The sequence below is a fragment of the Streptomyces malaysiensis subsp. samsunensis genome, assembly GCF_024519315.1.
GTDB lineage: Bacteria > Actinomycetota > Actinomycetes > Streptomycetales > Streptomycetaceae > Streptomyces > Streptomyces malaysiensis.
In genome coordinates, this window is sequence record NZ_JANIIC010000050.1 from 1 (window position 1) to 24961 (window position 24961).

The 24961-nt window shown below is 71.7% G+C and carries 20 protein-coding genes and 3 pseudogenes; 7 read left to right on the forward strand and 16 right to left on the reverse strand.

Features of this window, described 5'->3' with window-relative positions:
• Nucleotides 1-399 (forward strand): RNA-guided endonuclease InsQ/TnpB family protein (locus NQU54_RS33820; protein WP_257634366.1); only part of this gene is annotated, 399 nt, incomplete at its 5' end.
• A 36-nt stretch (nt 400-435) separates the two neighbouring features.
• On the opposite strand, the pseudogene NQU54_RS33825 reads toward NQU54_RS33820, so the two are convergent.
• Nucleotides 436-750, reverse strand: a pseudogene (locus NQU54_RS33825) (sugar ABC transporter permease); the annotation flags it as partial.
• Nucleotides 750-1206: pseudogene (locus NQU54_RS33830) on the reverse strand (sugar ABC transporter substrate-binding protein); the annotation flags it as partial. The pseudogenes NQU54_RS33825 and NQU54_RS33830, both read right to left, overlap by 1 nt.
• A 389-nt stretch (nt 1207-1595) precedes the next feature.
• Between NQU54_RS33830 and NQU54_RS33835 the strand changes: the two are divergent.
• Together NQU54_RS33835 and NQU54_RS33840 are read left to right on the forward strand one after the other, a co-directional pair.
• Complete coding sequence (locus NQU54_RS33835; protein WP_257634367.1) at nt 1596-2390, forward strand: NADP-dependent oxidoreductase; 795 nt, start codon at nt 1596-1598, stop codon at nt 2388-2390.
• Nucleotides 2345-2530 carry a zinc-binding dehydrogenase gene (locus NQU54_RS33840; protein ID WP_257634368.1) on the forward strand — a complete coding sequence of 62 codons (186 nt, stop codon included), beginning with the start codon at nt 2345-2347 and terminating at the stop codon, nt 2528-2530. The genes NQU54_RS33835 and NQU54_RS33840 overlap by 46 nt, the downstream gene beginning before the upstream one ends.
• A 225-nt stretch (nt 2531-2755) precedes the next feature.
• Here the strand turns inward: NQU54_RS33840 and NQU54_RS33845 are convergent.
• A pseudogene (locus tag NQU54_RS33845) lies at nt 2756-2968 on the reverse strand (NAD(P)-dependent alcohol dehydrogenase); the annotation flags it as partial.
• A 6-nt stretch (nt 2969-2974) separates the two neighbouring features.
• Entirely contained in the window at nt 2975-3625 is a 651-nt protein-coding gene (locus tag NQU54_RS33850; protein WP_257634369.1) for a TetR/AcrR family transcriptional regulator, read from the reverse strand.
• A 55-nt stretch (nt 3626-3680) separates the two neighbouring features.
• Here NQU54_RS33850 and NQU54_RS33855 point away from each other — a divergent pair, with 55 nt between their 5' ends.
• Complete coding sequence (locus tag NQU54_RS33855) at nt 3681-4601, forward strand: SDR family NAD(P)-dependent oxidoreductase (protein ID WP_257634370.1); 921 nt, start codon at nt 3681-3683, stop codon at nt 4599-4601.
• Between the two features lie 150 nt (nt 4602-4751).
• On the opposite strand, the gene NQU54_RS33860 is transcribed toward NQU54_RS33855, so the two are convergent.
• From NQU54_RS33860 to NQU54_RS50290, 8 genes are all read right to left on the reverse strand, one after another.
• The gene (locus NQU54_RS33860; protein ID WP_257634371.1) at nt 4752-7874 is read right to left on the reverse strand and encodes a discoidin domain-containing protein; all 3123 of its coding nucleotides are present in this window, start codon (nt 7872-7874) and stop codon (nt 4752-4754) included.
• A gap of 320 nt (nt 7875-8194) precedes the next feature.
• Nucleotides 8195-9163: an acetylxylan esterase gene (locus NQU54_RS33865; protein ID WP_257634372.1), complete on the reverse strand. Its 969-nt coding sequence runs from the start codon at nt 9161-9163 to the stop codon at nt 8195-8197.
• 241 nt (nt 9164-9404) lie between these two features.
• The gene (locus NQU54_RS33870; protein ID WP_257634373.1) at nt 9405-10274 is read right to left on the reverse strand and encodes a VOC family protein; all 870 of its coding nucleotides are present in this window, start codon (nt 10272-10274) and stop codon (nt 9405-9407) included.
• A 7-nt stretch (nt 10275-10281) separates the two neighbouring features.
• Nucleotides 10282-11415, reverse strand: coding sequence for an alpha/beta fold hydrolase (locus NQU54_RS33875; RefSeq protein ID WP_257634374.1), 1134 nt, complete (start codon nt 11413-11415; stop codon nt 10282-10284).
• An 11-nt stretch (nt 11416-11426) separates the two neighbouring features.
• Nucleotides 11427-12104 (reverse strand): hydantoinase/oxoprolinase family protein, encoded by a 678-nt coding sequence (locus NQU54_RS33880; RefSeq protein WP_257634375.1) that lies wholly within the window; start codon nt 12102-12104, stop codon nt 11427-11429.
• Nucleotides 12023-13528, reverse strand: a complete 1506-nt coding sequence (locus NQU54_RS33885) for a hydantoinase/oxoprolinase family protein (protein ID WP_257634376.1) — start codon at nt 13526-13528, stop codon at nt 12023-12025. The genes NQU54_RS33880 and NQU54_RS33885 overlap by 82 nt, the downstream gene beginning before the upstream one ends.
• A gap of 20 nt (nt 13529-13548) precedes the next feature.
• Nucleotides 13549-14112 (reverse strand): aromatic-ring hydroxylase C-terminal domain-containing protein, encoded by a 564-nt coding sequence (locus tag NQU54_RS33890; RefSeq protein ID WP_372506128.1) that lies wholly within the window; start codon nt 14110-14112, stop codon nt 13549-13551.
• Between the two features lie 16 nt (nt 14113-14128).
• Nucleotides 14129-14320, reverse strand: coding sequence for an FAD-dependent monooxygenase (locus NQU54_RS50290; protein ID WP_372506129.1), 192 nt, complete (start codon nt 14318-14320; stop codon nt 14129-14131).
• A gap of 43 nt (nt 14321-14363) precedes the next feature.
• Between NQU54_RS50290 and NQU54_RS33895 the strand changes: the two genes are divergently transcribed.
• The 3 genes from NQU54_RS33895 (at nt 14364) to NQU54_RS33905 (ending at nt 17529) form a co-directional block, all read left to right on the forward strand.
• Complete coding sequence (locus NQU54_RS33895) at nt 14364-14666, forward strand: putative quinol monooxygenase (protein ID WP_257634377.1); 303 nt, start codon at nt 14364-14366, stop codon at nt 14664-14666.
• 248 nt (nt 14667-14914) lie between these two features.
• Complete coding sequence (locus NQU54_RS33900) at nt 14915-16309, forward strand: MFS transporter (RefSeq protein ID WP_257634378.1); 1395 nt, start codon at nt 14915-14917, stop codon at nt 16307-16309.
• Complete coding sequence (locus tag NQU54_RS33905) at nt 16306-17529, forward strand: FAD-dependent monooxygenase (RefSeq protein ID WP_257634379.1); 1224 nt, start codon at nt 16306-16308, stop codon at nt 17527-17529. The genes NQU54_RS33900 and NQU54_RS33905 overlap by 4 nt, the downstream gene beginning before the upstream one ends.
• A 99-nt stretch (nt 17530-17628) precedes the next feature.
• Here NQU54_RS33905 and NQU54_RS33910 read toward each other — a convergent pair whose 3' ends face one another.
• The 4 genes from NQU54_RS33910 to NQU54_RS33925 all read right to left on the reverse strand — a co-directional run bounded on the left by NQU54_RS33910 (nt 17629) and on the right by NQU54_RS33925 (nt 24941).
• A complete protein-coding gene (locus NQU54_RS33910) occupies nt 17629-18324 on the reverse strand; it encodes a response regulator transcription factor (RefSeq protein ID WP_257634380.1) in 696 nt (231 codons plus the stop codon).
• The gene (locus NQU54_RS33915; protein WP_257634381.1) at nt 18321-19682 is read right to left on the reverse strand and encodes a sensor histidine kinase; all 1362 of its coding nucleotides are present in this window, start codon (nt 19680-19682) and stop codon (nt 18321-18323) included. Before NQU54_RS33915 ends, NQU54_RS33910 begins: the two co-directional genes overlap by 4 nt.
• 7 nt (nt 19683-19689) lie before the next feature.
• The gene (locus NQU54_RS33920; protein WP_257634382.1) at nt 19690-22026 is read right to left on the reverse strand and encodes an MMPL family transporter; all 2337 of its coding nucleotides are present in this window, start codon (nt 22024-22026) and stop codon (nt 19690-19692) included.
• 242 nt (nt 22027-22268) lie between these two features.
• Nucleotides 22269-24941 carry an FHA domain-containing protein gene (locus NQU54_RS33925; protein WP_257634383.1) on the reverse strand — a complete coding sequence of 891 codons (2673 nt, stop codon included), beginning with the start codon at nt 24939-24941 and terminating at the stop codon, nt 22269-22271.
• Nucleotides 24942-24961: the final 20 nt, after the last annotated feature.

Sequence of the window (24961 nt, forward strand, 5' to 3'; positions counted from 1 at the left end):
GTCGAGGACCTCACCGTCCGCAATCTGCTGAAGAACGGCAAGCTCGCGCGCGCCATTTCCGATGCGTCGTGGACGGAACTGCGCTCCATGCTGGAGTACAAGTGCGCCTGGCACCGGCGCGAACTCGTGACGGTCGACCGCTGGTTCCCCAGCAGCAAGCTGTGCGGGGCGTGCGGGACCGTCCGCGAGAAGCTGCCACTGAACGTTCGTGAGTGGACGTGCGACTGCGGTGCGGTGCATGACCGCGATGTGAACGCGGCACGCAACATCCTGGCCGCCGGGCTGGCGGCGTCTGCCTGTGGAGACGGTGTAAGACCTCAACGGGAGTCCTCCCGGACGGGGCGGTCGTCGGTGAAGCAGGAAACCCAGCGGGCGACCGCTGGACTCCCCCGCCTCTAGACGGGGGAGGAAGTCAAATGTCTGCTCTTTCCGAGCGCTTCCGATGGTGAAGATCACGGTCCGCTTCACCGCGGGCCAGAACCGGCGGGCGTCGTCGAGCGCGTCCACGAAGTTCCGCAGTCCCACGTGGTGTTTCCGGGCGTTCACCGCGCCGAAGGCGTCGGTGAGGCTCAGGTCGACGGTGAAGGCCAGCGGGAAGACGATCATCAGTCCGACGAAGGCGAGGGCCGGGGTGAGCGTCGCCCACTTCAGCCGGCGGTTGGCCTGTTCGACGGTGCGCGGGGCCCGGCCGCGGGGCGGATGGGCGGAGTCCCGGGCCGTCGCCGTCGCACGGACCTCGGTGGTGGACATCAGGACTCCTTGTGGCGGTTGTCGCGGACGAGGAAATCGGCGAACTCGGCGTCGGCGTCACGGATCACCGGCTTCACCGGCTTCACCGGCTTGCCGAGGATCCCGGCCACCAGCGGGCGCCCGACGATGTCGCGGGCCCGTCCGACCTGGAGCACCTGGGGGCGGTCGTGCCCGGTGCCGCGCTCGGCGTTGACGCGCATCGCCTCGGCGAGGTCGGGCGGGAAGGACGCGAGGTCTTGGGATCGGACCACACGGACTGCCGGGCGCACGGTATTCCCGCGGCCTGGAGTTCGGCGGCCATGTCCGGGCCCGCGGCCCAGCGGATGAACTCCCATGCGTCATCGCGCAGTCGGGAGAAGGTGTTGATACCGAGGCTCCAGGACGGGATGTTGTGCGGGCGCCCGCGGGCCCCGCGGGGAACGGCGCGAAGCCGACGGTCTTGCGCACCGAGGAGACAGCGAACCCCGAAGTGGCCGCCGAGATCTACGGGAAGTCGCTGTTCGGCATCCGGGGCACGGTGTCCGTGATGGTGTAGGACGAGGCCGTCGACGCTCTCGTCCGAGCCCACGTCGACGCCCTCACCGACCACCGGGGCAAGGCCACCCGGTGTCGCGGTCGCCCACCCGGCGGCCGATCGTCTCGTCCCTCTTTCGCTCACCGCCGGCGCGGATGAACTGAAGGCCGCCTTCGGCCGGTTCGCGCCTCAAGCGCCACTGCGCGCCGCGGTTTCGCAACACGATGGCGAGCACTTCCGCGCATCGACTCGCCGCGCATGACCGACCGATCGCCTCATCGGCATGGCATCGGTATCGACACACAGTCACCACACACTGGAGGAAAGTGCCATGAAGGCAGTGCGTTACCACGGCTTCGGCAGCGCCGAGGTCCTGCGCCACGAGGACATCGAGCGTCCGGTCCCCGGCGCCGGGCAGGTGCTGGTGCGGGTGGCGGCCACCTCGTTCAACCCGGTCGACGACCACATCCGCGCCGGTGCCCTGACCGAGATGATCCCGGTCGCCCTCCCGCATGTGCCCGGGATCGATCTGGCGGGCACCGTCGCCGAACTCGGCGCGGAGGTGTCGGGCCTGGAGGTCGGTGACCGGGTCGTGGCGATGCTGCCCCTCGACGCCCCCGGCGCGGCCGCCGAGTATGTGCTCGCCCCGGCCGAGGCCCTGGTCGCGGCGCCCCGGACGATCGAGCTGGTCGACGCCGCGGCGCTGCCCCTGGTCGGCCTGTCGGCCTGGCAGACGCTGTTCGAGCTCGCCGAGCTGAAGCCCGGACAGACCGTCCTGGTCAACGGGGCAGGGGGCGCGGTGGGTGGCCTCGCGGTCCAGCTCGCCGTCGACGCGGGGGCGCAGGTCACCGCGGCGGCCGGTCCGCGGCACGCCGAGCGCCTGAAGGGCTACGGCGCGGCCCGGGTCGTCGGCCACCTCGATCTCGTCGAGGGTCCGGCCGCCGTGGGTGGTCCGTTCCAGGTCCTGCTGAACCTGGTGCGCGTCGCCCCGGACGAGGCCGCGCGGCTGTCGCGCTATGTCGCCGACGGCGGGGTCGCCGCCAGCACGGCACCCCGGTTCCCGAGGAGCCCGCCCGGTCCGTGCGCGCCGCGAGCCTGTTCGTCCGCGGCGACGCCGCCCAGCTGACCGAGCTGGTCGCCAGGGTCGATGACGGTCGGCTCCGGATCCATATCGCCGCCCGCCGCCCGTTGGTCGAGTCGAGCGCGGTGCATGAGGACGCCGGCACCGGGCGGCTGCCCGGCAAGACCGTCCTGATCGCTCCCTGATCGCACCCGGCCGGGACGCACGCCGTTCGGTCCCCCACCGACGGACACCCGTCAGGGGTTCAGCGGGCACGGGGTGACGCCACGGCTCGTGGGACGGGCCGTGGCGGATCCGGTGCGCGGAGGGGTGAACGGCAGAGCGGGCGGCGGGCGTTGGCCGGACGAGGCCATCCGCCCGGCCGCTCAGCCCAGGTCGGACATGTCCAGCACGAAACGGTAGCGGACGTCGCTGATGACCGACGTCATGGCGCCGAGCGCCACGGCCACCTTGACCGCGAGATGCCCCGGACCGCCCAGCCCCGCCACGCCGACGCGGCTGCCGGGCCCCACGCCCAGAGCGTGCAGGGGTTCCCAGACGGTGACACCGGCGCAGAGCAGAGGGGCGGCGGCGGCCGGGCCCAGCCCGGGGGGAAGCGGGTAGGCGAACCGGTCGCGGACGAGCGGCCGCTAGGTCGTTTCGCCGGCGTCCCCGACCATGCGGACGAGGGTGTCGACGAGCTCGTCCGTGGTGCTGCGCAACCTGTCCGTGCCGAGGTGGCCGCTGAGCTCCATGTCCGCGATGCCGTGGGCGCCGCTCAGCAGCAGGGCGCCGTAGTGCCGTGTGTTCCGCTCCCCCACGAGGGCGGCGACGATGGCCAGGAACTCGTCCTGGAAGCGTCCGGCCGCGCGGACGCGGTCCGCGGCCGGGTCGCCCGCGGGTCCGCAGAGCTGGCGCCGGACGCGATCGAGTCCTTCGCCGAGCTCTTCAGGACGGTGTCCGGGCCGCCTGAACAACATCTGGTACAGATGCGGCTGGTCCCGGCCGACGCCGATGAGGGCGCGGAGAGCGCCGCGCAGCTTCTCGGAGGCCGACAGGGCCGGGTCGGTCCGCAGGGCGTGCACCTGGTCGCCGATCCGTTCCCAGCCCTCGGTCACGACGGCGGTCAGCAGGCTGTCCTTGCCCGCGAAGTGCCGGTACGGCGCCCCCCGCGTCACGCCCGCCCGCGCGCCCACCTCGCGCAAGGTGACCGCCTCGGGGCCGCCGAGGTCGAGGAGTTCGGCGGCCGCGTCGAGCAGAGCGCGGCGGGTGACGGCGGCGGACTCCGCACGGGTGACCATGACGGCCATCATACATTCGGTTGACAGCGTCATCTCAGTCGGTAGCGTAGCCAAGGTGACAACGTCATCTGAAACCCGGAAGCTGATCGTCGTAACCGGAGCCTCCACGGGCATGGGCGCGTCAGCCGCCCGCGAACTGGCTCGCCAGGGATTCCACGTCCTGGCCGGTGTGCGACGCGACCGTGACGCCGACGCCATCCGATCGACCGGCATCGAACCGGTCATCCTCGACATCACCAAGCCCGAGCAGGTGGAGGCGCTCGCCGCCCGCGTCGCCGACGATCCGCGCGCGCTGCACGCACTCGTCAACAACGCCGGCGTCCAGGTGAACGCCCCGGTCGAGGCCCTGCCGATGGCGGAGTGGCGGCGGGTGTTCGAGGTCAACCTGTTCGGCCACATCGCCGTCACCCAGGCGCTGCTGCCCGCGCTGCTGCGCGGCAAGGGCCGCGTGATCAACATCAGCTCGGTCGGCGGCAAGTTCGCCATGGCCACATACGGCGCGTACGCCGGCGCGAAGTTCGCCCTGGAGGCGGTCAGCGACTCGCTCCGCCGGGAGGTCGCGCCGCTGGGCGTACAGGTGGTCGTGGTCCAGCCGGGCGGCGTCCGCACGGAGATGGCCACCCGCGGGATCGCGACGGCGAACCACCTGGCCGCCCGGATGACGCCGGAGCAGGACGAGCGCTACGGCGGCCTGGTCCAGGCGTACAACAGGCTGATGGCCTCGGGCACTTCATCGGGTCTGACCGCCGACGCCGCCGCCCGGGTGATCGCGAAGGCCGTGACGACCCGCCGACCGCGCACCCGGTACACCGCCGGCCGGGATGCCGCCCTGATCATGCGCCTGGGCCGGATGCTGTCCGACCGCACGCTCGACCGCGTCCTCGCCGCCAACCTGCGCCGCCACTACCCGAAGGGAGCCGTGGGCCGAGGCGGACTCCACGCACGGCTCCGCCCCCTGCGGTGCGGCCACCGGTGAGCTCTCCCTGAGGGGACTCGCCCCCTTGGTATGCCCCCGAGTCGGCCGCAGCGGTCCCGTCCTCAAGCGCCGGACGGACTGTTGTGGCCGACTCGGGTTGGGGGGAACGGGCGACGAGCGTCCCCGCGGGGCCCGGCGGGCCCGGGGCCCTCAGCGCACCGTCAGCCGTGACACCGCCGCGTCCGCCGCCCCGTCGACCTGGAGGCTGACGTAGCGGGCCGTCCCGGAGGCGGTCAGCCGGCGCACCCGGCCCCGGCTGGTGAGTGCCCCGGCGTCCCGGTAGGTGATGCCGTCCATGCTGAAGCCGACCTTCGCGCCCGGCGCCGCGCCCGCCGTCCACTCGGCCTCCACCAGGCGGACCGGGCGGGCCGCGCCGAGGTCCACGACCATGCGGCCGCGCGTGCCCGGCCGCCACGCCGTATGGGCGTCGCCGTCCACCGCCGCCGCGGGGTCGGACATGCCCTCCGGCAGCGGGCTCGTGGGGAAGACGGTCCGGCCGAGGGCCAGGTCGTCAAGCGGGTGGGCGACGGCGCCGTCCAGGACGACGGTGATCGTCCGGCCCGCTCCGACGACGGCGACCTTGCTGTGCCCCTGGGCCCGGACGCGCAGGGTGCAGGAGGCCCCCGACAGGCGCACGGTCGCGCCGTCGACGCCCTGGACCCGCAGGCCCGGCGGCAGGCTCCGGCTCGTGAGGGGGGTGAGCGTGAAGCGCGGGGCCAGCACGACCGCCGTGGCGGCCGGCAGCGCGGCCTCGAAGGACGTGCCGTCGGCGGTCAGCCGCTGCGTGCCCTCGAAGACCACCGTGTCCGTGCCGGTGCGCGGGATCGCGATCCGCGTCGTGACCGACTCGCCGGAGAGGTTGAACAGGGTCAGATGCCCGTCGGTCAGCGTCGTACGCACCTCGGTGGCCTCCGCCGTGGGTGCGCTCCCCCGGGCGATCGCGCGCAGCTTCCCGGCCGAGGTGCCGGGGAAGCCCTCGACGAGGAGGGGCGCCGCCGGGCCGTCGCCGAGGACGATCGTGTCGTCGTAGACGCCGATCCGGTTCCGGCCGTCACGCACCACCAGCCCGGCGCGTCCCTCGACGTCGAGCCAGCCGCCGCGGCTGCTCACCGCCGGCCTCGGCCCGGTCGCCAGGTCCCGCCAGTCCTGGCCGTCCGTGGAACCCTGGATGCGGTAGGCGCGGCCGGCCGCCGATTCCCAGCGCAGGGTGACCCGGTCGATCCGGCGCTCGGCGCCGAGGTCGACGGCCAGCCAGCTGTCGGCGCGCGGACGGTCGGCCCTCGACACCGCCCAGCGGGTGGCCGCGTCGCCGTCGACCGCGAGCGGCGCGCCCTTCCCGGCGTCGGCCGAGGAAGCGGTGGCGGACCCGCCGCGCGCGAGGTCCGCGCCCTGGGCGCCGTCGCGCACCTCCAAGGCGTACAGCGAGTACCCGTAGGCCGGGTCGGGCCGCACGCCGAGCATGCGGACGTGGCGCACCGTCGTGGGGGTGAAGCCGAGGTCGTCGACCCGTCCGGCGGGTGTGCCGGTGGCGGTGTCGCGGGCGCGTACGGTCGCCTCGCCCTCCTCGAAGCGGTAGGTGCGCGCGCCGTCGAGCCCCGGCATGCCGGGCATCGTCAGGTTGTGCACCTCGAGGTGGCCCTCCGCGTCGGCGGTGCCGCTGCTCGCGTAGACGACGGCGCCCGTGGGGAGCGTCGCGAACCCGGCCCAGCCGCCGTCGAGGCGCAGGAGCGTCGCGCTGCCGTCGAAGCCGTCGCGCGGGGACTCGTACAGGCGCACGGTACGGCCCTGGACCTTCGCGGCGGTGGCGGGCAGGAACATCGGGGTCGCGCCACTGAGCCGGAACAGCCAGTCGTCGTGGCCCGGCTGCCAGGCGAACTTCACGAACCCGGGCTTGGTCACGGCACCGGCCCACGCGGTTCGCGACTGGTGCGACACCAGTCCGGGGCCGGTCCCGAAGTCCGTGACACCGGAGGCATGCGCGAACAGCTCCTCGCGCGACAGCGGCTCGACGGGCCGCCCGGACGCCGCCGCCCATACGTGCAGCAGGTAGCTGATCGCGATCTCGGCGCGTGCCTCCGGCTCGTACTTCGGCTCCCCCGAGAACTTCGCCAACCGGTGCTCGGGCGGGTACTGCTGATACGCCTCCAGCCGTGCCGCCAGCTCCTGCTCCGCGCGCGCCGCGGCCCCGTCCCGCATCACCTGGGAGAGGAAGGCGAGCGGGATGACGTCCCTGCCGTAGAGGTGCTCGCGGTCGTTGACCATCGGCATCAGCGGCTCGCCCGCGTCACTCATGACGCCCAGCAGTGTGCGCCACAGCGGCTGGGCGTTCGGCTGCCGTGCGAGGACCTGCGGGAGGGGGCGTCCGGCGGCCAGGAAGTGTGCGGCGTTGCGGCCGGAGGTGCGCCACAGCTCCTCCTGGTAGTGCGGGCCGAAGGAGCCGTGGTTCTCGACGATGAAGGTGTCGTACAGATTGCGGGCGGTGTTCTCGGAGACGGCGACGCCGTCCACGCGGGCGGGGTTGGCGAGATCGGCGGGCGGCAGCCCCGCCTCGTTGCGCGACCAGACGCCGTACCACGTGGCCCAGTCGGCGGCGCGGCGGTCGTCGTGGGCCCAGGCGAGCGCCGGTGCGAGGGTCTGCGCGTACAGGCCCATCTCCTCCAGCTTGGTGTCGCCGATGTGTCCGCCGTTCAGGCCGTTCGGCGTCCAGTCGCCCGAGGCGGGGTCGTCGCCGCTGCCCAACGACACGGTGTAGGCGGCCTGTTCGCGGACGATGGTCTCGACGTTCCGCCGCGTCGCGGTGTCGAGGTCCTTCCACAGCAGCCGGGCGGCGAGGATGAAGTACGACTGGAAGGTGGTGTCGAAGAAGAGCGTGCGGCCCCACTCGTCGCCGCCGGTGAGCCGGTTGGACGCGGCGAAGTGCCGGATGGTGGCGAGCGTGCGCCGTTCGAGGGTCTCCCGGTCGGTGCCCGCGCGCGCCGCGTCGTAGGTGCCGTGGGTGAGCAGGACCGCGTTGCCGAGGACCACGGCAAACCCGAAGTCCTTGGCCAGGTAGTGGCCCCGGGCCTCGTCCCACTGCGTCTCGGACCACCGGGTGTGGTCCAGGAGCACCCGCAGATAGGTGGCCGCGACGGCGTCGGGCGGCGTGTCCGTGCCGCCGTGCGCCGCGTGGGCGCTCGCGGCTCCGGTGAGCGGGGGCAGGGCGGCCAACGCACCCGTGAGACCGGCGAGGTGCAGGAAGCGGCGGCGGTCGATGGGCAGGGATCTGTGCGACACGGTGCGATACCTCGGGGCTGGACAACGTTGTCAGAGGGGTGCCGCACATTCTTCGGTGGTCCCGGTCCGCGCGTCAACGGGTGTGACGTCAGCCATTCACGGGTTTTCGCGGGGTGCCGTCCGTACGGCCGGTGTGTTCCGGGCATGCCGCAGCCGGCCGGTGGGTGGCAGGACCACCCACCGGCCGTGCCGGGGGTCGTGCGTCGGGGGTCGTGTGTCAGGGTCGTGTGCCGGGGTCGTGCGTCGAGAGTCGGGCAGCCGAGGTCGTACAGCGGGGTCGTACAGCGGGGGTCGGGCAGCGGTCGGGGCCGCCGCCCTCGTCACATCCGGGAGCCGAGCCACCTCAGCTTCGCCGCCGCCTGGTACGGCCCGCCGCCCTCGTGGCCGTTGAAGTCGTACACCTCGATGGACTTCTCCTCGTGGGCCCAGGCGTTGAAGGCCGCGAACACGGTGGAGGGCGGACACGTCTGGTCCTCGAGGGCGGTGGAGAAGAGCGCGGGCGCCCGGCCGCGAGCGGCGAAGTGGACGCCGTCGAAGTAGGAGAGCGTGCGCAGCGCCTCCCCGGTGCGGCCGCGATGCGTGCGGAGGAACAGACCGATCTCCCGGTACGGGGCCGAGTCCGTCAGGGTGACGGCGCGCGGGAAGTCGCACAGGAACGGCACGTCCGGGGCGACCGCCAGCAGGTCGGGCACCAGCCCTCCCACCGCGATGGATATGCCTCCGCCCTGGCTCTCCCCGATGACGGCCGTACAGGAGGCGTCGGTGAGGGGATGCGTACGGGCGGCCTCCACCGCGCGCACGGCGTCCGTGAACACCCGCCGGTAGTAGTAGTTCTCGGGCGCGTCGATGCCACGGGTCATGAATCCCGGGTACGCGGGGGCGGCGCCCACCGGGTCCGGAGTGCCTCCGCCGCCGCCCCAGCCACTGCCCTGGCCGCGGGTGTCCATCACGAAGTGCGCCCGGCCGGTGGACGCCCAGAGCAGGTGCTCATGGGGCAGTCCCCGCCCGCCGCCGTACCCCACGAACTCCACGACGAGGGGCACCGGCTCGGCGGCCTCCGCGGGCAGCGTCAGCCAGCCCTTCACCGGGTGACCGCCGAAGCCGGCGAACGTGGCGTCGTACACCCGCACCGTGCTGAGGCCCGTGTCGACGGGCTCGAAGCGGGCGTCGAGATCGTACTGCCGGGCCTCCGTCAGCGTGGCGGACCAGAACGCGTCGAAGTCGTCCGGTTCGGCGGAGGCGCCGCGGTAGCGGTGCAGCTGTTCGCGTGGAAGGTCGAAGAGTGCCATGCGGGACTGCTTTCCCCAGGAGGACGGATGGCCATGCGGCGCGTACCCGGTTCCGGCGGGACCGTGTCCGGCCCCGGACCACCGCGATGGATCCGGCGGGGCGTTCGCCCGCCTCACAGATCATGTACGACGCCGCCGTCCGCGCCGAAGGAGGGGCCCGGTCCAGCCGTTCTCGTTGAACAGTCCGCCTGGTGCCTGGCGGCGCACCCGACCGCGGCAGCGGGCAGGCGGAGATCGCCGGTCATGACGCCGGGGAGGCGAAGGGGTTGGCATCGGCATGGTGGTGTCCCCAGACGTCCGACGCACCGAAATCGTGGGGGATCCAGTCCTCGCCCACCTCGATGCCACCGCATCCGATCTCCAGGTGGAACCCGCTGGGGTTCCTGACGTAGAACGAGATCGCCCTGTCGTTCATGTGCCGGCCCAGGCTGATCGAGATGGGCACGCCATTGGCCTGGGCCCGGTCGTAGGCGCGTCCGACGTCGTCGATCGAGCCGTGCTCGATCTCGATATGGTGGATGGACGGCGTCTCCGCGTGCGCGAGCGCGATGCTGTGGTGGGTCGTGTTGCAGCGGAGGAAGTACAGGCCGGGGGCGCGGTAGTCGGTCAGCTTGAATTCGAGCACCGACTCATGGAGCTCACGGAGTTCGTCCAGCTTGGGGCCGGCGAGGACGAAGTGGCCGAGCCCGGTGACGCCGGGGTGCGTGTCGGCCGGGCGGGCCGGGCTGGTGCGGACCTTGGTCTCGCCGACGGCCATCTCCACGCGGTAGCCGACGGGGTCGGTGAACCAGCGCAGCCGGGTGGCGCCGCGCAGCCGCGTCTCGTCCGCGGATCCCTCCTGGACGGCGAAGCCGGCATCGGTCAGGCGCCGGGTGACGCGGTCGAGTTCGCGCGGTGAATCGACGATCCACCCCACCTCTCGTGGGCCGTCCACCGCAGCGGGATGAAGCGCGAGGCGGTACTTGAACGCGTCGAGTTCGACCAGGGCCACCTCGTCCGTACCGGCCTTGTCGGTGGTGATCCCGACTCCCAGGGTGCGCCCGAGCAGATCGGCCCAGGCGCCGGGGTCGGTGACATTGAGGCCGATATAGCCCAGCTTGCGGATCCCCATGGCGGTGTCATCCCTTCGACGTGGCGGCGGCTCCGCCTTGCAGGAACTCACGGACGATGTGGTTGAACTCGGGCGCGCGCTCGTACTGCACCCAGTGCCGGCACCGGGGCAGAACGCGCAGCTCCGCGTTGGGGATGCCCTGAAGGATCGTGGGCGCCCAGGTCAGCGGGACGGTCTGGTCCTCCCGCCCCCACACGAGCAGGGTGGGGGCGTCGATGAGGGCCAGGTCGGGGGTCAGATCGCCGAAGTTCGGGGGTATCGGCAGCTCGGGGTGGGCCTTCAGGCTCGACTCGTACCGCTCGTCGATGAGGGCCTCGGTCGCCAGGGTCTCGTCGTACACCATGAGGCGTACGAACCGGGCCATGGCCTCGCGCGAGGGGTTCTCGGCCGCCATGTAGGCGAAGAGGTGTTCAAGTCCGACCGGCCAGGGGGCCGCGTCCTGCGGGAGGACTCCGCCGGGCGCCATGAGAACGAGCCGGTCCACGCGATCGGGGTGGCACATGGCGATCCGCATCGCGACACCGCCACCGTAGGAGTTGCCCACCAGATGGGCTCGGTCGATCCCGAGAGCCGTCAGCGCGCGACCGACCCGCTCCTGGGCCGAGGGGCTGAAGGAGCCCGGCCGCGGCCCGCCCAGATCGACCTGGTGGGCGATGGCGGTGGTCCAGCCGAACAGCTTGCCCTCGTGGAAGATCGGGGCCAGGATCGCGGCGTCGTTCTGGTGCAGCCCGCCGCCGATCCAGGGGTCGTTGCACAGGAACATGTCGCCTTCGGCGATGCCCGGGTTGGCGCTGCGGTTGCGCAGCGTCCAGACGATGGCCAGGTCCATGGAGCCGATGAGGCCCACCTTGTAGGCGCCGACCTGGACCTGCTCGCCGAGCTCGTCGCAGATGGAGAAGTTGAAGTCGTTGGACTCGGTGACCACGTGCGAGCCCGACATCCGCCGCAGCGTCTCCCCCATCTCCTGGGTGATGGCCCACAGGCGGTGCCGGACGACCTCGTAGGTCAGGGCGTTGACCTGGCCGGCCTGTTCGTCGTCGATCCGGTGCAGGGGCAGCGCGGGCGAGATCTGCCGCAGCAGCTCCTCGCGCGGAATGGGCCGGCTGGTGAACTCTTCCGCCCCGGGGATCCTTGATGTCATGGAAGTCGTCCTCACTGGTGGCTCAGCACGAGGTTGCCGAGACGGTTGACGCGGCCGGTTACCCCGGCGGGGACCACGACCACGGTGGTCGGCACGTCGACGATCGCCGGTCCGGCGATCTCGTGGCCCGCGCGCAGCCGGGCGTAGTCGTAGACGGGGGTGGGCACGAAGCCGGTCTGTGAGTCGAGGCAGACGGAGCGTTCCTCGAGGAACGCCTCGGCGGGGTCGGGGCCGTCGGCTCGCGCGATGTCCGGCAGCGCGACGGGGAAACCGAGTCCGGCCTTGGCCCGCACCCGGTAGGTGATCGCCTGCACACCGGCCTCGCGGTAGCCGGCTCCGGGTCCGTTGATGCGCTCGTACTGTTCCTCGAAGCGCTGGAGGATCTCCTCGCCGGTGCGCTCGGTGAAATCGGTGTCCGGGATGGCCGTAGCGAGCTCGTTGGCCTGCATCGAGTAGCGCAGGTCGATCTCGCGCTGGAGCGTCACGTCATGGAACTTCACCTTCTGCCGGTCGAGCGCGCGCTGGAGGTCGGCGTCCAGCCGCGCGTAGTGGGACTCCAGCACGGTGTGGTCGACCGGAAAGGAGGAGGGGTCGGAGAGTTCGGCGCTCAGGACGATGTCCGAGGCCGCGAGCCCGTAGGCCGAGAAGGCGGAGGCGACGGGGCCGAGCGGCACGACGACCTCGCCCACCCCAGGTCCTGGCAGTATCCGGCGCAGTGGGCGGGTCCGGCGCCGCCGAAGGCGTAGGCGACGAAGTCCCGGGGGTCGTAGCCGGCCTGCACGACGGCCTGCCGCAGGAGGTCTCCCGCCTGCGCGTTCTGCACCTCGTGGATGGCGATGGCGGCTTCTTCGACGGTGAGGCCGAGCGGTTCGGCCACATGCTCGCGGATCGCCTCGCGCGCCAGGTCCATCCGCAGCGGCTTCCTGCCGCCGAGCAGCCCGCGTTCGCTGAGGATGCCCAGGACCAGGTTGGCGTCGGTGTTGGTGGGCCGGGTGCCGCCGTTGCCGTAACAGGCGGGGCCGGGGACGGCCTCGGCGCTCTGCGGGCCCAGCCGCAGATTGCCGCCGGCGTCCACGGACGCGAGAGCCCCGCCGCCCGAGCCGATGGTGTGCACGCGGATGGTCGCCGCGTTGATCGGGAACTGGTTCACGATGGAACCCGGCGCCATCACCGGCTCCCCGTCGACGATCAGCCCGGCCAGGAAGGTCGTGCCGCCGACGTCGGTGGTGATGACGTTGCGGTGCCCGAGCTGCTCGGCCATGCGCATCCCGCCGATGACACCGCCGGACAGGACGGATCCGACCGTGGTGATGGCGTGTTCCGGTGCCCGGTCGGCCGTGATGGTGCCGCCCTCGCTCTGCATGACCAGCAGCGGCCCCTTGAGTCCACCCTCCTCCAGCTGCTTCTGAAGCAGGGTCAGATACTGGCGCAACCGGGGCCCGACCTGGGCGTTCATAATCGTCGTGGAGGTCCGCGCGAACTCGCGGATGCGCGGACTGACCTCCGAGGAGAGCGTGACGTACATGTCCGGCGCGATCTCATGGATCAGTTCGCGGACGCGCTGTTCATGGGCGCCGTTCTTGAACGACCACAGCAGACAGACCGCGATCGCCTCGACGCCCTGGTCCACCAGGGACTGCGCGACGCCGCGGACCTCGTCCTCGTCCAGGGGGACCAGCACCTTGCCCGCGTGGTCGATCCGCTCGGTGACCTCGAGCGCGCGGTGCTTGGGGATCAGCGGCGCGGGCTTGCGCTGCCGGAGCGTGTCCTGGATCTCGTGGGCCGACCGGCCCAGCGTGCGGCCCTCGGCGTTCATGATGTAGATCGAGTCCCGGTGGCCCTTGGTGGCGATGAGCCCGACGTCGGCCACCGCCCCCTGGACGAGGGCGTTGATCGACGCGGTCGTGCCGTGGGCGATGTAGTCGGTCCGCGAGAGCAGCTCGCCGACGCCGATGCCCAGCTCGCCCGCGAGATCCTCGAGCGCGCGCATGACGCCGATCTCGCGGTGCGGCGGGGTCGTCGGCGTCTTGGCCGAGACGATCCGGCCGGCACCGTCCGAGGCGACGGCGTCGGTGAACGTGCCGCCGACGTCGATGCCGAGTGCGTATGACATGTGCCTTCTCCTGGTGTTCTCTACCGCTGATGGGCGGCGAGGCGCCCGGTGACTGTGTGCAGGAGCGCGTCGGGACGGGCGTCCGCACCGCCCATCCAGGCCACGTGCTGGTCCGGACGCACGAGCAGCAGCGCCGTGGGATAGCGGTCGGGCCACCGCCCGGGCAGATCGACCACGGTGAGGGGGATCCCCCGCTCACGCGCCGCGTCGCCCCAGGGCCCCACATCGACACCGCTGTCGGTCCGCAGCAGGGTGAAAACGGGCCCGAGTACGTCGAGCACGGACCGGCCGTCGTCCAGCCAGACATGCGGCAGCCGGAAACCCGCCCGCGCCCGCTCCTGGTAGCCGCCCATGCTGATGGCGTCCTGCTCCTCGCCCCCGACCACCAGCGGCGAACTCGCGTAGTGGTAGCCGAAGCTGAAGCCGTCGGGCGAGTACCGGTGCGGCTCCGTCACCGCGAGCCGGTCGGCGAGTTCGGCGCGGGCCCGCTCGCCATCCGGGCCTGGCAGGTGAATGTCCGGCGACACGTCCGCGAGGGAGGCGCGCGCGGCCGAGCCCACGGCACTGGCGAACTGCTCCCCCACCGGCTTGCGCTCCCGCTCATACGCGGTCAGCAGCTCCGGGGGGCGCCCATCCGTGGTGGACGGCCGCGAGCATCCAGCCCAGCGTCGCCGCGTCCTGAATCCCGGCGTTCATGCCGAACGCGACGGGGTCGGTGAACCAGCGCAGCCGGGTGGCGCCGCGCAGCCGCGTCTCGTCCGCGGATCCCCCGTCATCAGAGGTTCCGCCCACCGCACGGCAGCGACCTTCCGCACCCTCCCAGGAGTAAGTTCCCATGTCATACGTCGTCGTCGCCCGCTACCGCACCAAGGAGGGCGAGGAGAACACCGTCCTCACCCTGCTCGACACGATGGCCGCCGCGTCCCGCCAGGAGCCGGGCAACCTCGCCTACCGCGTCCACCAGGGCGCCGAGGACCCGCGGACGATCGTGCTGTACGAGGAGTACGTCCGCGAAGCCGACTTCACCGCACACTGCGCCACCCCGCACTTCCAGGAGATCGTGCTCGGCACGGTCCTCCCGCTGCTGGAGAGCCGCGACGTACTGCGCTGCGTCCCGCGTCCTCAGGTGCGGACATGAAGACCCGTGCGGTGGTGCCGCGCGGCATATCGACCGCCCGCCCCTGCTCCGGGACCCGCCCGGTCGAGGTGGAGGAGCTGGAGCTGGGCGGCGTGCGCCTGTAGTGCGCAGGCACCAGGACACATCAGTGGCTGGTCCGGCCGCACCAGGGGAAGACGGCGGCGGGGGACGATGCCCGGCGGGGGCACCGGGAGGAAGTGTTGGAGGCGCGTGATTCCCGCGCGATTCCCCCAACGAAAAGGACGTCTATGTCCGAAGCTGTGCTTTCTCCGGTCCGCATCGGGAGGCTGTCGATCGGTGCCCTGGGCATCTTGGCACTCGCCCTCGGCACCCTCCAGTCAGTGGTGGAACCCGCGCTTCCGCTGCTCCAGCGCGAGCTGGGGGTCAGCCCTTCCGAAGGGGCGTTGGTCGGCAACACATTGCTCGTCACCGGCGCGGTCGTCGCACCCGTCGCGGGCAAACTCGGCGACCGCTACGGCGGGAAGTCGGTACTGGTCCGGCTGATGGCCGTGGTCTCGGCCGGTGGTCTGCTGGCCGGCCTGGCGCCGAACCTGCCGGTGTTGCTGCTCGGTCAGGTATTACAGGGCGTCATGGTGGGCGCGCTGCCCCTCTCCTTCATCCTGGTGCGCAAACACCTCCCGACAGGAGAGTCGCAACTGGCCATCGGGGTGGTCATGGCGCTGTTCACGGGCGGCGGCATGGTGGGAACGCTGTTTGCCGGGCCGATCGCCGAAGGACTGTCCTGGCATTGGATGTTCGCGCTGCCGACGATCGCGATCATCGCGATGACGCTGGTCATCACCCGGCTGATGCCGCATGATCCGCCGGTCCAGTCGGACAACAGGATCGACTGGCCCGGCATGGCACTGCTGAGCGGCACGCTGCTCGCGTTCATGCTCGGCCTCGTGAAGGTGACGGGCGACGGCCTGCCGCCACTCGCGGTCGGTGCCATCGCGGTGGTCGTGGCCGCCCTCGCGACCGGATGGGTCGCCGTCGAGCGCCGGGCGGCCTCGCCGATGGTCGATCTGCGCATGCTGGCGAAGCCCGCGATATGGCATTCGTGTGTGCTCACCCTCGTCATCACCACCAGTTTCGGGATGGTGGCCTTTCTGCTTCCGCAGCTGTTCGCGATACCGGCCGACGGGTACGGCTTCGGGCTCAACACCACCGATATCGGGCTGTTCCTGCTGCCCGGCGCCATCGCCGGGGCGGTGAGCGATTCGCTCGGCGGGGTCACGGCGCGGCGTTTCGGTCTGCGTGCCGTGCTCATCGGGGGCGCCGTCGTCACGGTGGCCACGGTGATCGCCCTGGTGTCGCTGCACACCGCGGAGTGGCAGCTCGTCGTCGCGAAGGTGCTGATCGCCATCGGCGCGGGCGTCGGTACCACGGCGCTGCTCACCCGGACCGCCACCGCCGTCGAGACCAGGGACACCGGCATCGCCACCAGCCTGCTCGTGGTGACACGTGTGATCGGCGTCGCCGTGGGCTCCCAGGTCGCCGCCGCGATCCTCGACGCCGGGGCCGACTCGGCGACGGGCCTGCCCACCGAATCGGCCTTCGTCACAGGTTTCGCCATGGCCGGCCTCGTCGCCGCGTTGTCACTGCTCGTTGTCCGTATGACGCAGAAGGGAGTCCAGGCATGAGGCCCACCGGTCTGTCCATGGACGTGCGTACCACCGCGAAGCGCGAAGTTCTGATCTCCGGGGCCAGCATCTCCGGACCCGCCCTGGCGTACTGGCTGAGCCGGTCCGGATGCGCGGTCACCGTGGTGGAGAAGGCGCGGACACTGCGCGACGGTGGTTACCCGATCGACATCCGCGGTACCGCGATAGAGGTGGTCCGGCGGATGGGGATACTGCCGCAGTTGCGGGACGCGCACATCGACTCGCGTCGCTGCACCTTCCTCAACGCCGATGGCAGTGAACTGGCCTCGGTCAGGCCGCATGTCGTCGCCGGCAGTGTCGAGGGACAGGACCTGGAGGTACGTCGTGGCGATCTGGCCACGGCCCTCTACGGAAAAGTCCGCGACGACGTGGAGTTCCTGTTCGGCGACTCCATCGACACCCTCGACCAGTCCGGACCAGCCGTCGATGTGACGTTCCACAGCGGGCGACGGCGCACCTTCGACCTGGTGATCGGCGCCGACGGTATGCACTCGGCCACCCGGGAGTCGCTGTTCGGCCCCGAGGAACGGTTCCACCGCTACCTCGGCTACTGCTTCGCCATCTTCACCATGCCGAACACCTTCGGGCTCTCCCGCGAGCTCATGTTGTGGAACGCCCCGGGGAAGGCCGCGGCCCTCTACGCCGTCGGGGACAACGACGAGCTGCACGCCTTCCTGAACTTCCACCGACCGCGACCGCCGTTCGACGCCCTCCGGAACCCCGACGCCCAGCGCGACCTGGTCGCCACGGTCTTCGCGGACGCGGGATGGGAGGTCCCCGGCATGGTCAACGCCATGCGCGACGCGGATGACCTGTTCTTCGACACGGCCGGTCAGATCCGCATGGCCCACTGGTCCAGCGGCCGCGGCGCGCTCGTCGGCGACGCCGCGTACGCACCCTCGTTCCTCACCGGACAGGGCTCGAGCCTCGCGCTGGTCGGTGCCTATATGCTCGCCAACGCCCTGGCCACGCACCGGGACCACACCACGGCCTTCGCCGCCTACGAACGCGACACCCGCGAGTTCGTGGCCATGAATCAGGCACTGGTCGACAACGGCGCGGCCAGGCTCTTCCCGACCACGGAGCGGGCCCTGGAGCAGCGCAACACCATGCTGCGTGCCCTCGTCACCATGCCGGCCGCGCCGGTACGACCGGCCCACTCGGCCCTTGCGCTGCCCGAGTTCGCCCCGACGCCGTGACCCCGGTGCCGTGACCTCGACGTCATGGCCGGTCGCCAGGCGGGGTTCTTCGCGCCTGGCGACCGGCCGCGTGGAGCCGCCGGAGGGGCCCGTACCGCACTACGACGGGCGGTCGGGGCCCGGGTCGGGGGCGGCGGCGTGGACCAGGCCCGACTGGTAGGCGATGACGACGAGTTGCGCCCGGTCGCGGGCGTCCAGCTTCGTCATGGCGCGCTGCACATGGGCGCGGACGGTGAAGGGGCTGAGGAACATCCGCTCGGCGATCTCCTGGTTGGACAGGCCGGTCGCGACCAGGGCCACCATCTCGCGTTCGCGCGGGGTGAGCACGGCGAGCCGTTCGGGGTGGTGCCGCGGGGCGTGGTCCGGTGTGGCCAGGAAACGGGCGACCAGGGAGCGGGTCGCGGCGGGGGACAGAAGGGTGTCGCCGTCGGCGATCGTACGCACGGCGTCCAGCAGGTCCTCGGCCCCGATGCCCTTGCCGATGAAGCCACCGGCCCCCGCGCGCAGCGCCTGGGCTACGTACTCGTCGGTCTCGTAGGTGGTGAGGATCAGGATGCGGCTGGCACGCAGCTCCGGGTCCGCGCAGATCTCCGACGTGGCGGCGAGACCGTCCAGCTCGGGCATACGGATGTCCATGATCACCACGTCCGGGCGCAGCTCCCGGGTGAGTGTCACCGCCTCCCTGCCGTCGGCGGCCTCGCCGACCACGGTGATGTCGTCGGCGCTGTCGAGAAGCATCCGGAAGGCACCGCGCAGCAGTGCCTGATCGTCGGCGAGCAGCACCCGGAGCGTCATGGCGCACCCCCGGCCTCTCCGTCGCCCGTCCGTCCGTCGCCTGTCGCCGCGTCGGCCGGCCGCCCCTCGGGGGTGGTCGCTCCGTCGGTGCTCGGCGTCGTGTCCTTGGCGGGCGGGAGGGGCAGTTGGGTGGAGACGAGGAAGCCGCCCTCCGGGCGCCTGCCCGCGGAGAGGTGTCCGCCGACCGCGGTGGCACGTTCACGCATCCCGATCAGACCGTAACCGGGCGGGCGTTCCTGCACCGTGTGCGCGCTCGGCCCCTTGGACGTACTCGGTCCCGTGGGCACACCCGGTCCTCTGGACACGGTCGGCGCCGTACGGGCGCCCCCTCCGTCGTCGGTCACGGTGATGGTCACGCGATCGCGGCTCCAGGCGAGGCGCACCCGGGCGCTGCCGGTACCGGCGTGCTTGGTCACGTTGGTCAGGGCCTCCTGGACGATGCGGTACGCGGTGAGGTCCACTCCCGGCGGCAGCGGCCTGGCCGTGCCCTCGTGGTGCACCGACACCTCCAGACCCGCGCGGCGGAAGGACTCGAGGAGCGTGGGAAGCCGGGAGAGGCCGGGCGCCGGTTCGGCGGGCCCGGCCGTGTCCCCGGACTGACGCAGCAGACCGACCGTGGCCCGCAGCTCGTCGAGCGCGTGGCCGGTGGTCTCGACGAGCTCCGTCAGGCTCTTGCGGGTCTGCTCCGGGCGGGCGTCGAAGAGGTGGGCGGCGACCGTGGCCTGCGCGTTGGCCAGGGTGATCTGATGGGCCACGAGGTCGTGCAGTTCCCGGGCTATGCGCACCCGTTCCTCGGCCACTCTCCGGCGCGCCTCGCTCTCCCGGCTCTTCTCGGCCCGCTGGGCCCGCTCCTCCACGGCCGCCAGATAGGCCCGCCGGTTCTGCACCGAATGCCCGAGTACGGCGGCCACCAGCGGGAACGCCGCCACCGCCCCCACCCTGCTCGCGTCCTTCCACGAGAGGGCCCCGAACAAGGGGGTGGCGGCGACCAGCAGCGCCGCGGAGGTGAGCGCCACCGCGCTCGCCGCGTGCCGTCGGGTGCGCACGGTGAGCGAGTAGGCGGTGATCACGGCGGGGGCCACGATGAGCGGGCTCAGCAGAACGCCCAGGGGCGGCACCAGCATGCCGCTCGCGGTCGTGACCGCCATGGCGGCCAGGGGTGCCCGGTGCCGCAGCGGCAGCACGGCACAGGACACCACGGCGATGAGGTAGGCGGCGGCAGGCGGCGGTGACAGCGTGCTGCCGTCCTCCTGCACCACGCCGCCGAGCAGACAGAGCACGAACGCCGTCGCCGTGATCGCTCCCTCGCGCCACCACGTGCCGCGTGGTCGCGGGCCGCCGCCACCTGTATTCGTCATGGCCGGCTCACTGCCGGTGGCGGCCGACGGGGAGCCGCGGCGGCGCCGCGTCCGGCACGGTCGCGGCCGCCGGGACCCGCGTGCTCAGTTTCTCGCCCTCGATATCCACGTTCGGCAGCACACGGTTCAGGATAGGGGGCAGCCACCAGGCCCGGTGGCCGAGCAGTGCCAGGACCGCGGGTACGATCGCCATCCGGACCACGAAGGCGTCGAAGGCGACGGCGGCGGCCAGGCCGACGCCCATCGTCTGGATGGTCGGGCTGCTCATCCCGATGAATCCGGCGAACACGCTGATCATGATGATCGCCGCCGCGGCCACCACACGTCCGCTGTGCCGGAAACCGTTGACGATGGCCTCGCCGGGGGACGCGCCATGGACGTAGGTCTCCCGCATCCGGGTGAGGAGAAAGACCTCGTAGTCCATGGCGAGGCCGAACACTATGCCGATGATGAGAATCGGCATCAGCGACATGACCGGTCCGGTCTGCTCGATGCCGAGCAGGTCCGCCGCCCAGCCCCACTGGAAGACGGCGACGAGGACGCCGAAGGCGGCACCCACCGACAGCAGGAAGCCGAGCGCGGCCTTGACCGGGACCAGGAGCGAGCGGAAGACCACCATCAGCAGGAGCACCGACAGGCCGATGACCACGGTCAGATAGGGGATGAGGGCGTCGGACATGGCTTCGGAGATGTCGATGTTCATCGCGGTGGTGCCGGTCACCAGGATGCCGGTGCCCGTGTCGGCCTCGACACCGGAGACCGCGCCACGGATCGCGTGCACCAGGTCCTTGGTCTCGCCGCTGTTCGGCGCGGTCCGCGGGACGGCGGTGAGGACGGCCGTGTCCTTGGTCCGGCTGAGAACCGGATCGCCGACCGACGCGACCCCGTCCACTCCCCGTACGGTCCTGGCGACCAGGTCGGTGGTGGCCCGGCTGTCGCCGGACTCCGACGACGCCGACATGTCCACGACCACGGTCAACGGGCCGTTGAAACCGGGGCCGAAGCCTTCCGACAGCAGGTCGTAGGCGCGGCGCTGGGTGGTCTCCACCGACTTGGACTCGTCTCCGGGCAGCCCGAGTTCGAGGCTCAGCGCCGGTACGGCGACGGCGCCGAGGCCGAGTCCGGCGATCAGCAGCACGGCCGCCGGCCGGCGCAGCACGAACCGCGCCCAGCGGGTGCCCATGCGCTTCGCTGGATCTGCCGCGATGGGTCGTCGATCGCCTGCGGGTTCATCGTGGCTGATGGCGCAGTTCCCCGCGCCCCTTCGGGGCGCTCCCTCGGCCTTGCGCACGGCACGCGCCAGGATCCTTCCCCAAGCTCTCGGCTTCGCTCGAGCAGGGGATACCCCATTGCCGAAGAAGCCGAACAGCGCGGGGACCAGGGTCAGTGCGACGAGTACGGCAAGGGCCACGGCGCCCGCGCCGCCCATGCCCATCTTGGTGAGTTCGGGGATGCCGACGACCCCCAGCCCGACCAGGGCGATGAAGACCGTCGCACCGGCGAAGACGACGGCGGATCCGGCCGTGCCCACCGCCCGGCCGGCGGCCTCCTCCGGCTCGCGGCCCTGGGCACGCTCATCGCGGAAGCGGGAGGTGATGAAGAGCGCGTAGTCGATGCCGACCGCGAGCCCCAGCATCAGCGCCAGGATGGCGACGGTGGACGTCAGGCCCAGCGGAACGGCCAGCGCGGAGACCAGACCGAGGGCGATGGCCACCCCCACGAAGGCGGTCAGCAGCGACAATCCGGCCGCGACCAGGGACCCGAGGGCGAGAACCAGCACCACCGCGGCCACCGCCACGCCGATGATCTCCGTCGTACCGCCAGGTTCCTCTTCCGAATCCAGGGCCGAGCCGCCGATCTCCACGGTCAGCCCGGCGTCCCGGGCCCGGCTCGCGGCATCCTCCAAGGCGCTCTTCGCCTTCTCGGTCAGGTCGACGGCGCCCACGGTGTAGGTGATCGTGGAGTAGGCGATGGTGCCGTCCTCGCTGACGGCACCGGCCTCATAGGGGTCGGTGGTCGATGCGACCTGATCGCCCCCGTCCAGCGAGCCGAGCGTGTCCTCGACGGTCGCCTTGTTCTCCCTGGCCGTCACCCGCTGCCCGTCCGGGGCCCGGAACACCAGGCGGGCCTCGGCGCCTTGGGCGTTGCTCTGGGGGAAGCGCTCGTCCAGCAGGTCGAACGCCTTCTGCGACTCGGTGCCGGGCATGGAGAGGTCCTCTTCCTTGCCCTCCGGCGCCAGGCCGGCGGCGGCGATGGCCAGCACCAGGACGCCCAGCCACAGACCACCCACGAGTCGGCGGCGCCGGAACGCCCACCGTCCGATCCGGTAAAGAAAAGTCGCCACCTGTCGATCACTCCAGACACCGTCGGGCAAGGGGAATTGCGCGGGATTCCGCGCGCCTGCAACCCTTCCTTCCGGCGCCCCCGCCGGGCATCGTCCCCCGCCGCCGTCTTCCCCTGGTGCACCCGGACCAGCCACTCACCTGTCCTGGTGCCTACGCACTAGAGGCCCGCCGCGTGGTCGCGACCGGGCACGGCGGCGCCGGGGACGGTCGACGGGAGGTCGGGGCGCTTCCGGCGGAGCGCTCAGTCCCGCATCACCTCGGGTTCGTGCCGGCGCAGCAGGCGGGCCACCGCGAAGCCGCAGACCAGCCCGATCGCCAGCAGCGCACCGAGGTCGATGCCCCACTGGGTGACGGTGTGGGCCCACAGCGGGTCGACATCGTCCGGCTGGTCGAGGTTCCAGGGCGGCATGGTGTGCGCGAGGTCGAGTGTGGTCCCGGCGCCCGCGACGGCCCAGCGGGCGGGCATCAGCCAGCCGATCTGTTCGATGCCCGGGGAGTCGAACAGCTTGAAGAGGACCCCGGTGAAGACGACCTGGACGACGGCGAACATCACCAGCAGCGGCATGGTCTTCTCCGGGGTCCTCACCAGCGCGGAGATGACCAGGCCGAACATCATGGCGGTGAAGCCCAGCGCGCTGACGACCACGCAGACCTCGACGGCCGTGGGCATGAGCAGCCCCTGTGCGGGCAGTTGACGGACGGAGAAGCCGATCGCGCAGATGACGACACCCTGCATCGCGGTGATCAGACCGAGGACGATCACCTTCGACATCAGATACGCGGACCGGGACAGACCCGTGGCTCTCTCCCGTTCGTAGATCACCCGTTCCTTGATCAATTCACGTACGGAGTTGGCCGCGCCGGAGAAGCACATGCCGACGACCAGCACGAGCAGAATGGTTCCGGACTCCTGGTTGTAGCGGAAACGGCTGCCGGGCGGTGGCGGGGCGAGTCCGAAGGTCGCCGGAATCAGACAGCTCACTCCGCCCAGCACGGCCGGGAGCAGCAGCATCAGCGCCATGAAGCCCTTGTCGGAGGCGATGACCGACACATAGCGGCGCATCAGCGTCCACAACTGGCCGAGCCAGCCCTGTGGTTTGGGCCGCAGAGCCCGTGCCGGCGGCTGCGCCGCGGGGGCGCCCGGCTGCCGCGGCGGTACGGCCGAGTCGATCTCCGCGGCGCACCGGGCGTACTGCGGGGAAGCCCGCCAACGCCCGCCCCAGTCGTCGTCGCGGTGGTTCTCGAAGGCGGAGAAGACATCGGGCCAGCTGTCGTGACCGAAGAACTCCAGGGCCTCGTCCGGGGGACCGAAGTACGCCACGGAGCCGCCGGGCGCCATGACCAACACCCGGTCGCACAGGGACAGTTCGGCGACCGAGTGGGTCACCACCAGCACGGTACGGCCGTCGTCGGCGAGCTCCCGCAGCAACTTCATGACATCACGGTCCAGGCCCGGATCCAGTCCGGAGGTGGGCTCGTCGAGGAAGAGCAGGGAGGGCTTGGTCAGCAGTTCCAGGGCAACGGAGACCCGCTTGCGCTGACCGCCGGAGAGCGAGGCGACCTTCTTGTCCCGGTGGACGTCGAGTCTGAGCCCCTGGAGCACCTCGTCGATACGGGCCTTGCGCTCGGCCGCCTTGGTGTCACCGGGAAAGCGGAGCCTGGCGGCGTACTTCAGGGCGGTGTCGACGGTCAGCTCCTTGTGCAGGATGTCATCCTGCGGGACGAGACCGATACGGCGGCGCAACTCGGCGAACTGGGCGTAGAGATCGCGGTGGTCGTAGAGCACCTGACCACGGTCGGCGGGCCGGTAGCCGGTGAGCGCGCGCAGCAGGGTGGACTTCCCGGAGCCCGACGGCCCGATCACCGCGACCAGCGACTTCTCGGGGACACCGAGGGAGACGTCGTCCAGGATGGTCTTGCCGCGCCCGACGGTCACCGTCAGATTGCGGGCGGCGAAGAAGACCTCGCCGGTGTCGACGAACTCCTCCAGCCGGTCTCCGGCGAGCCGGAAGGTGGAGTGGCCGACTCCGACGATGTCGTACGGGCCGATGATCCGGCGGTCCACGGGCTGCCCGTTGACATAGGTGCCGTTGTGACTTCCGAGGTCGACGATTTCGAAACGGCCGCCGGGCAGGGGCCGGAACTCCGCGTGGTGGCGGGAGACATACGGGCCCTCCACCACGAGTTCGTTGTCCTGCGCGCGACCGATACGCAGCCGTTGCCCCAGGACGATCGGGTGGACGCCGGAGGGGTCCCGGTCGATGGAAAGGGCCGCGGCGGCTCCGCGGGGACCGGCCGCGGGGCCTTCGCATCGACGGGGGTCCGGGGCGTCGCCCGCGTCTCCGGGAGTCCGGGGAGCCGCCGCACGGGCGGGGTCGGACGCGGCGTGGTGGGGCAGCGGCCGGAACAGCTCGTCGCGATGGGCCGCGGCCCCCGTGGGTGCTCCCGGAGCCTCCCCCGCCCGGGGACCAGGCACCACCGGTGGTGTGGCGGCCGCCTCCGGCGTGCCCCCGCCCGTGGCACCCCGGGCCCTGGGACGGGTCTCGCCCCGGGGCGGCCCCGCGGGTATCGGAACGTCGGCACGCGCCTGATCGCCACCCACCGCCGCCGGGGCTCCGGTGAGGACGCCGGTGAAGTCCAGCCGCATACCGGTGGAGACGTTTCCCAGCCGGATGATCGAACCGTGGCCGATCTCCATCCGCTGGATACGACGCCCGTCGGCGAACGTGCCATTGGCGCTGCCGAGATCTTCGATGACCCACGTTCCGCCGTCGCAGCGGATCACGAGGTGCCGCCGGGAGACCCGGCGGTCGATGCACGAGATGTCGGCCTGCGGGTCGCGCCCGATGGTGTAGCTCCGGGACGCGTCCAGGGCCCAGGTGCGTCCATTGGCATGCAGTACAAGTTCCGGCACATCCGCCCCAAGTCGATCGT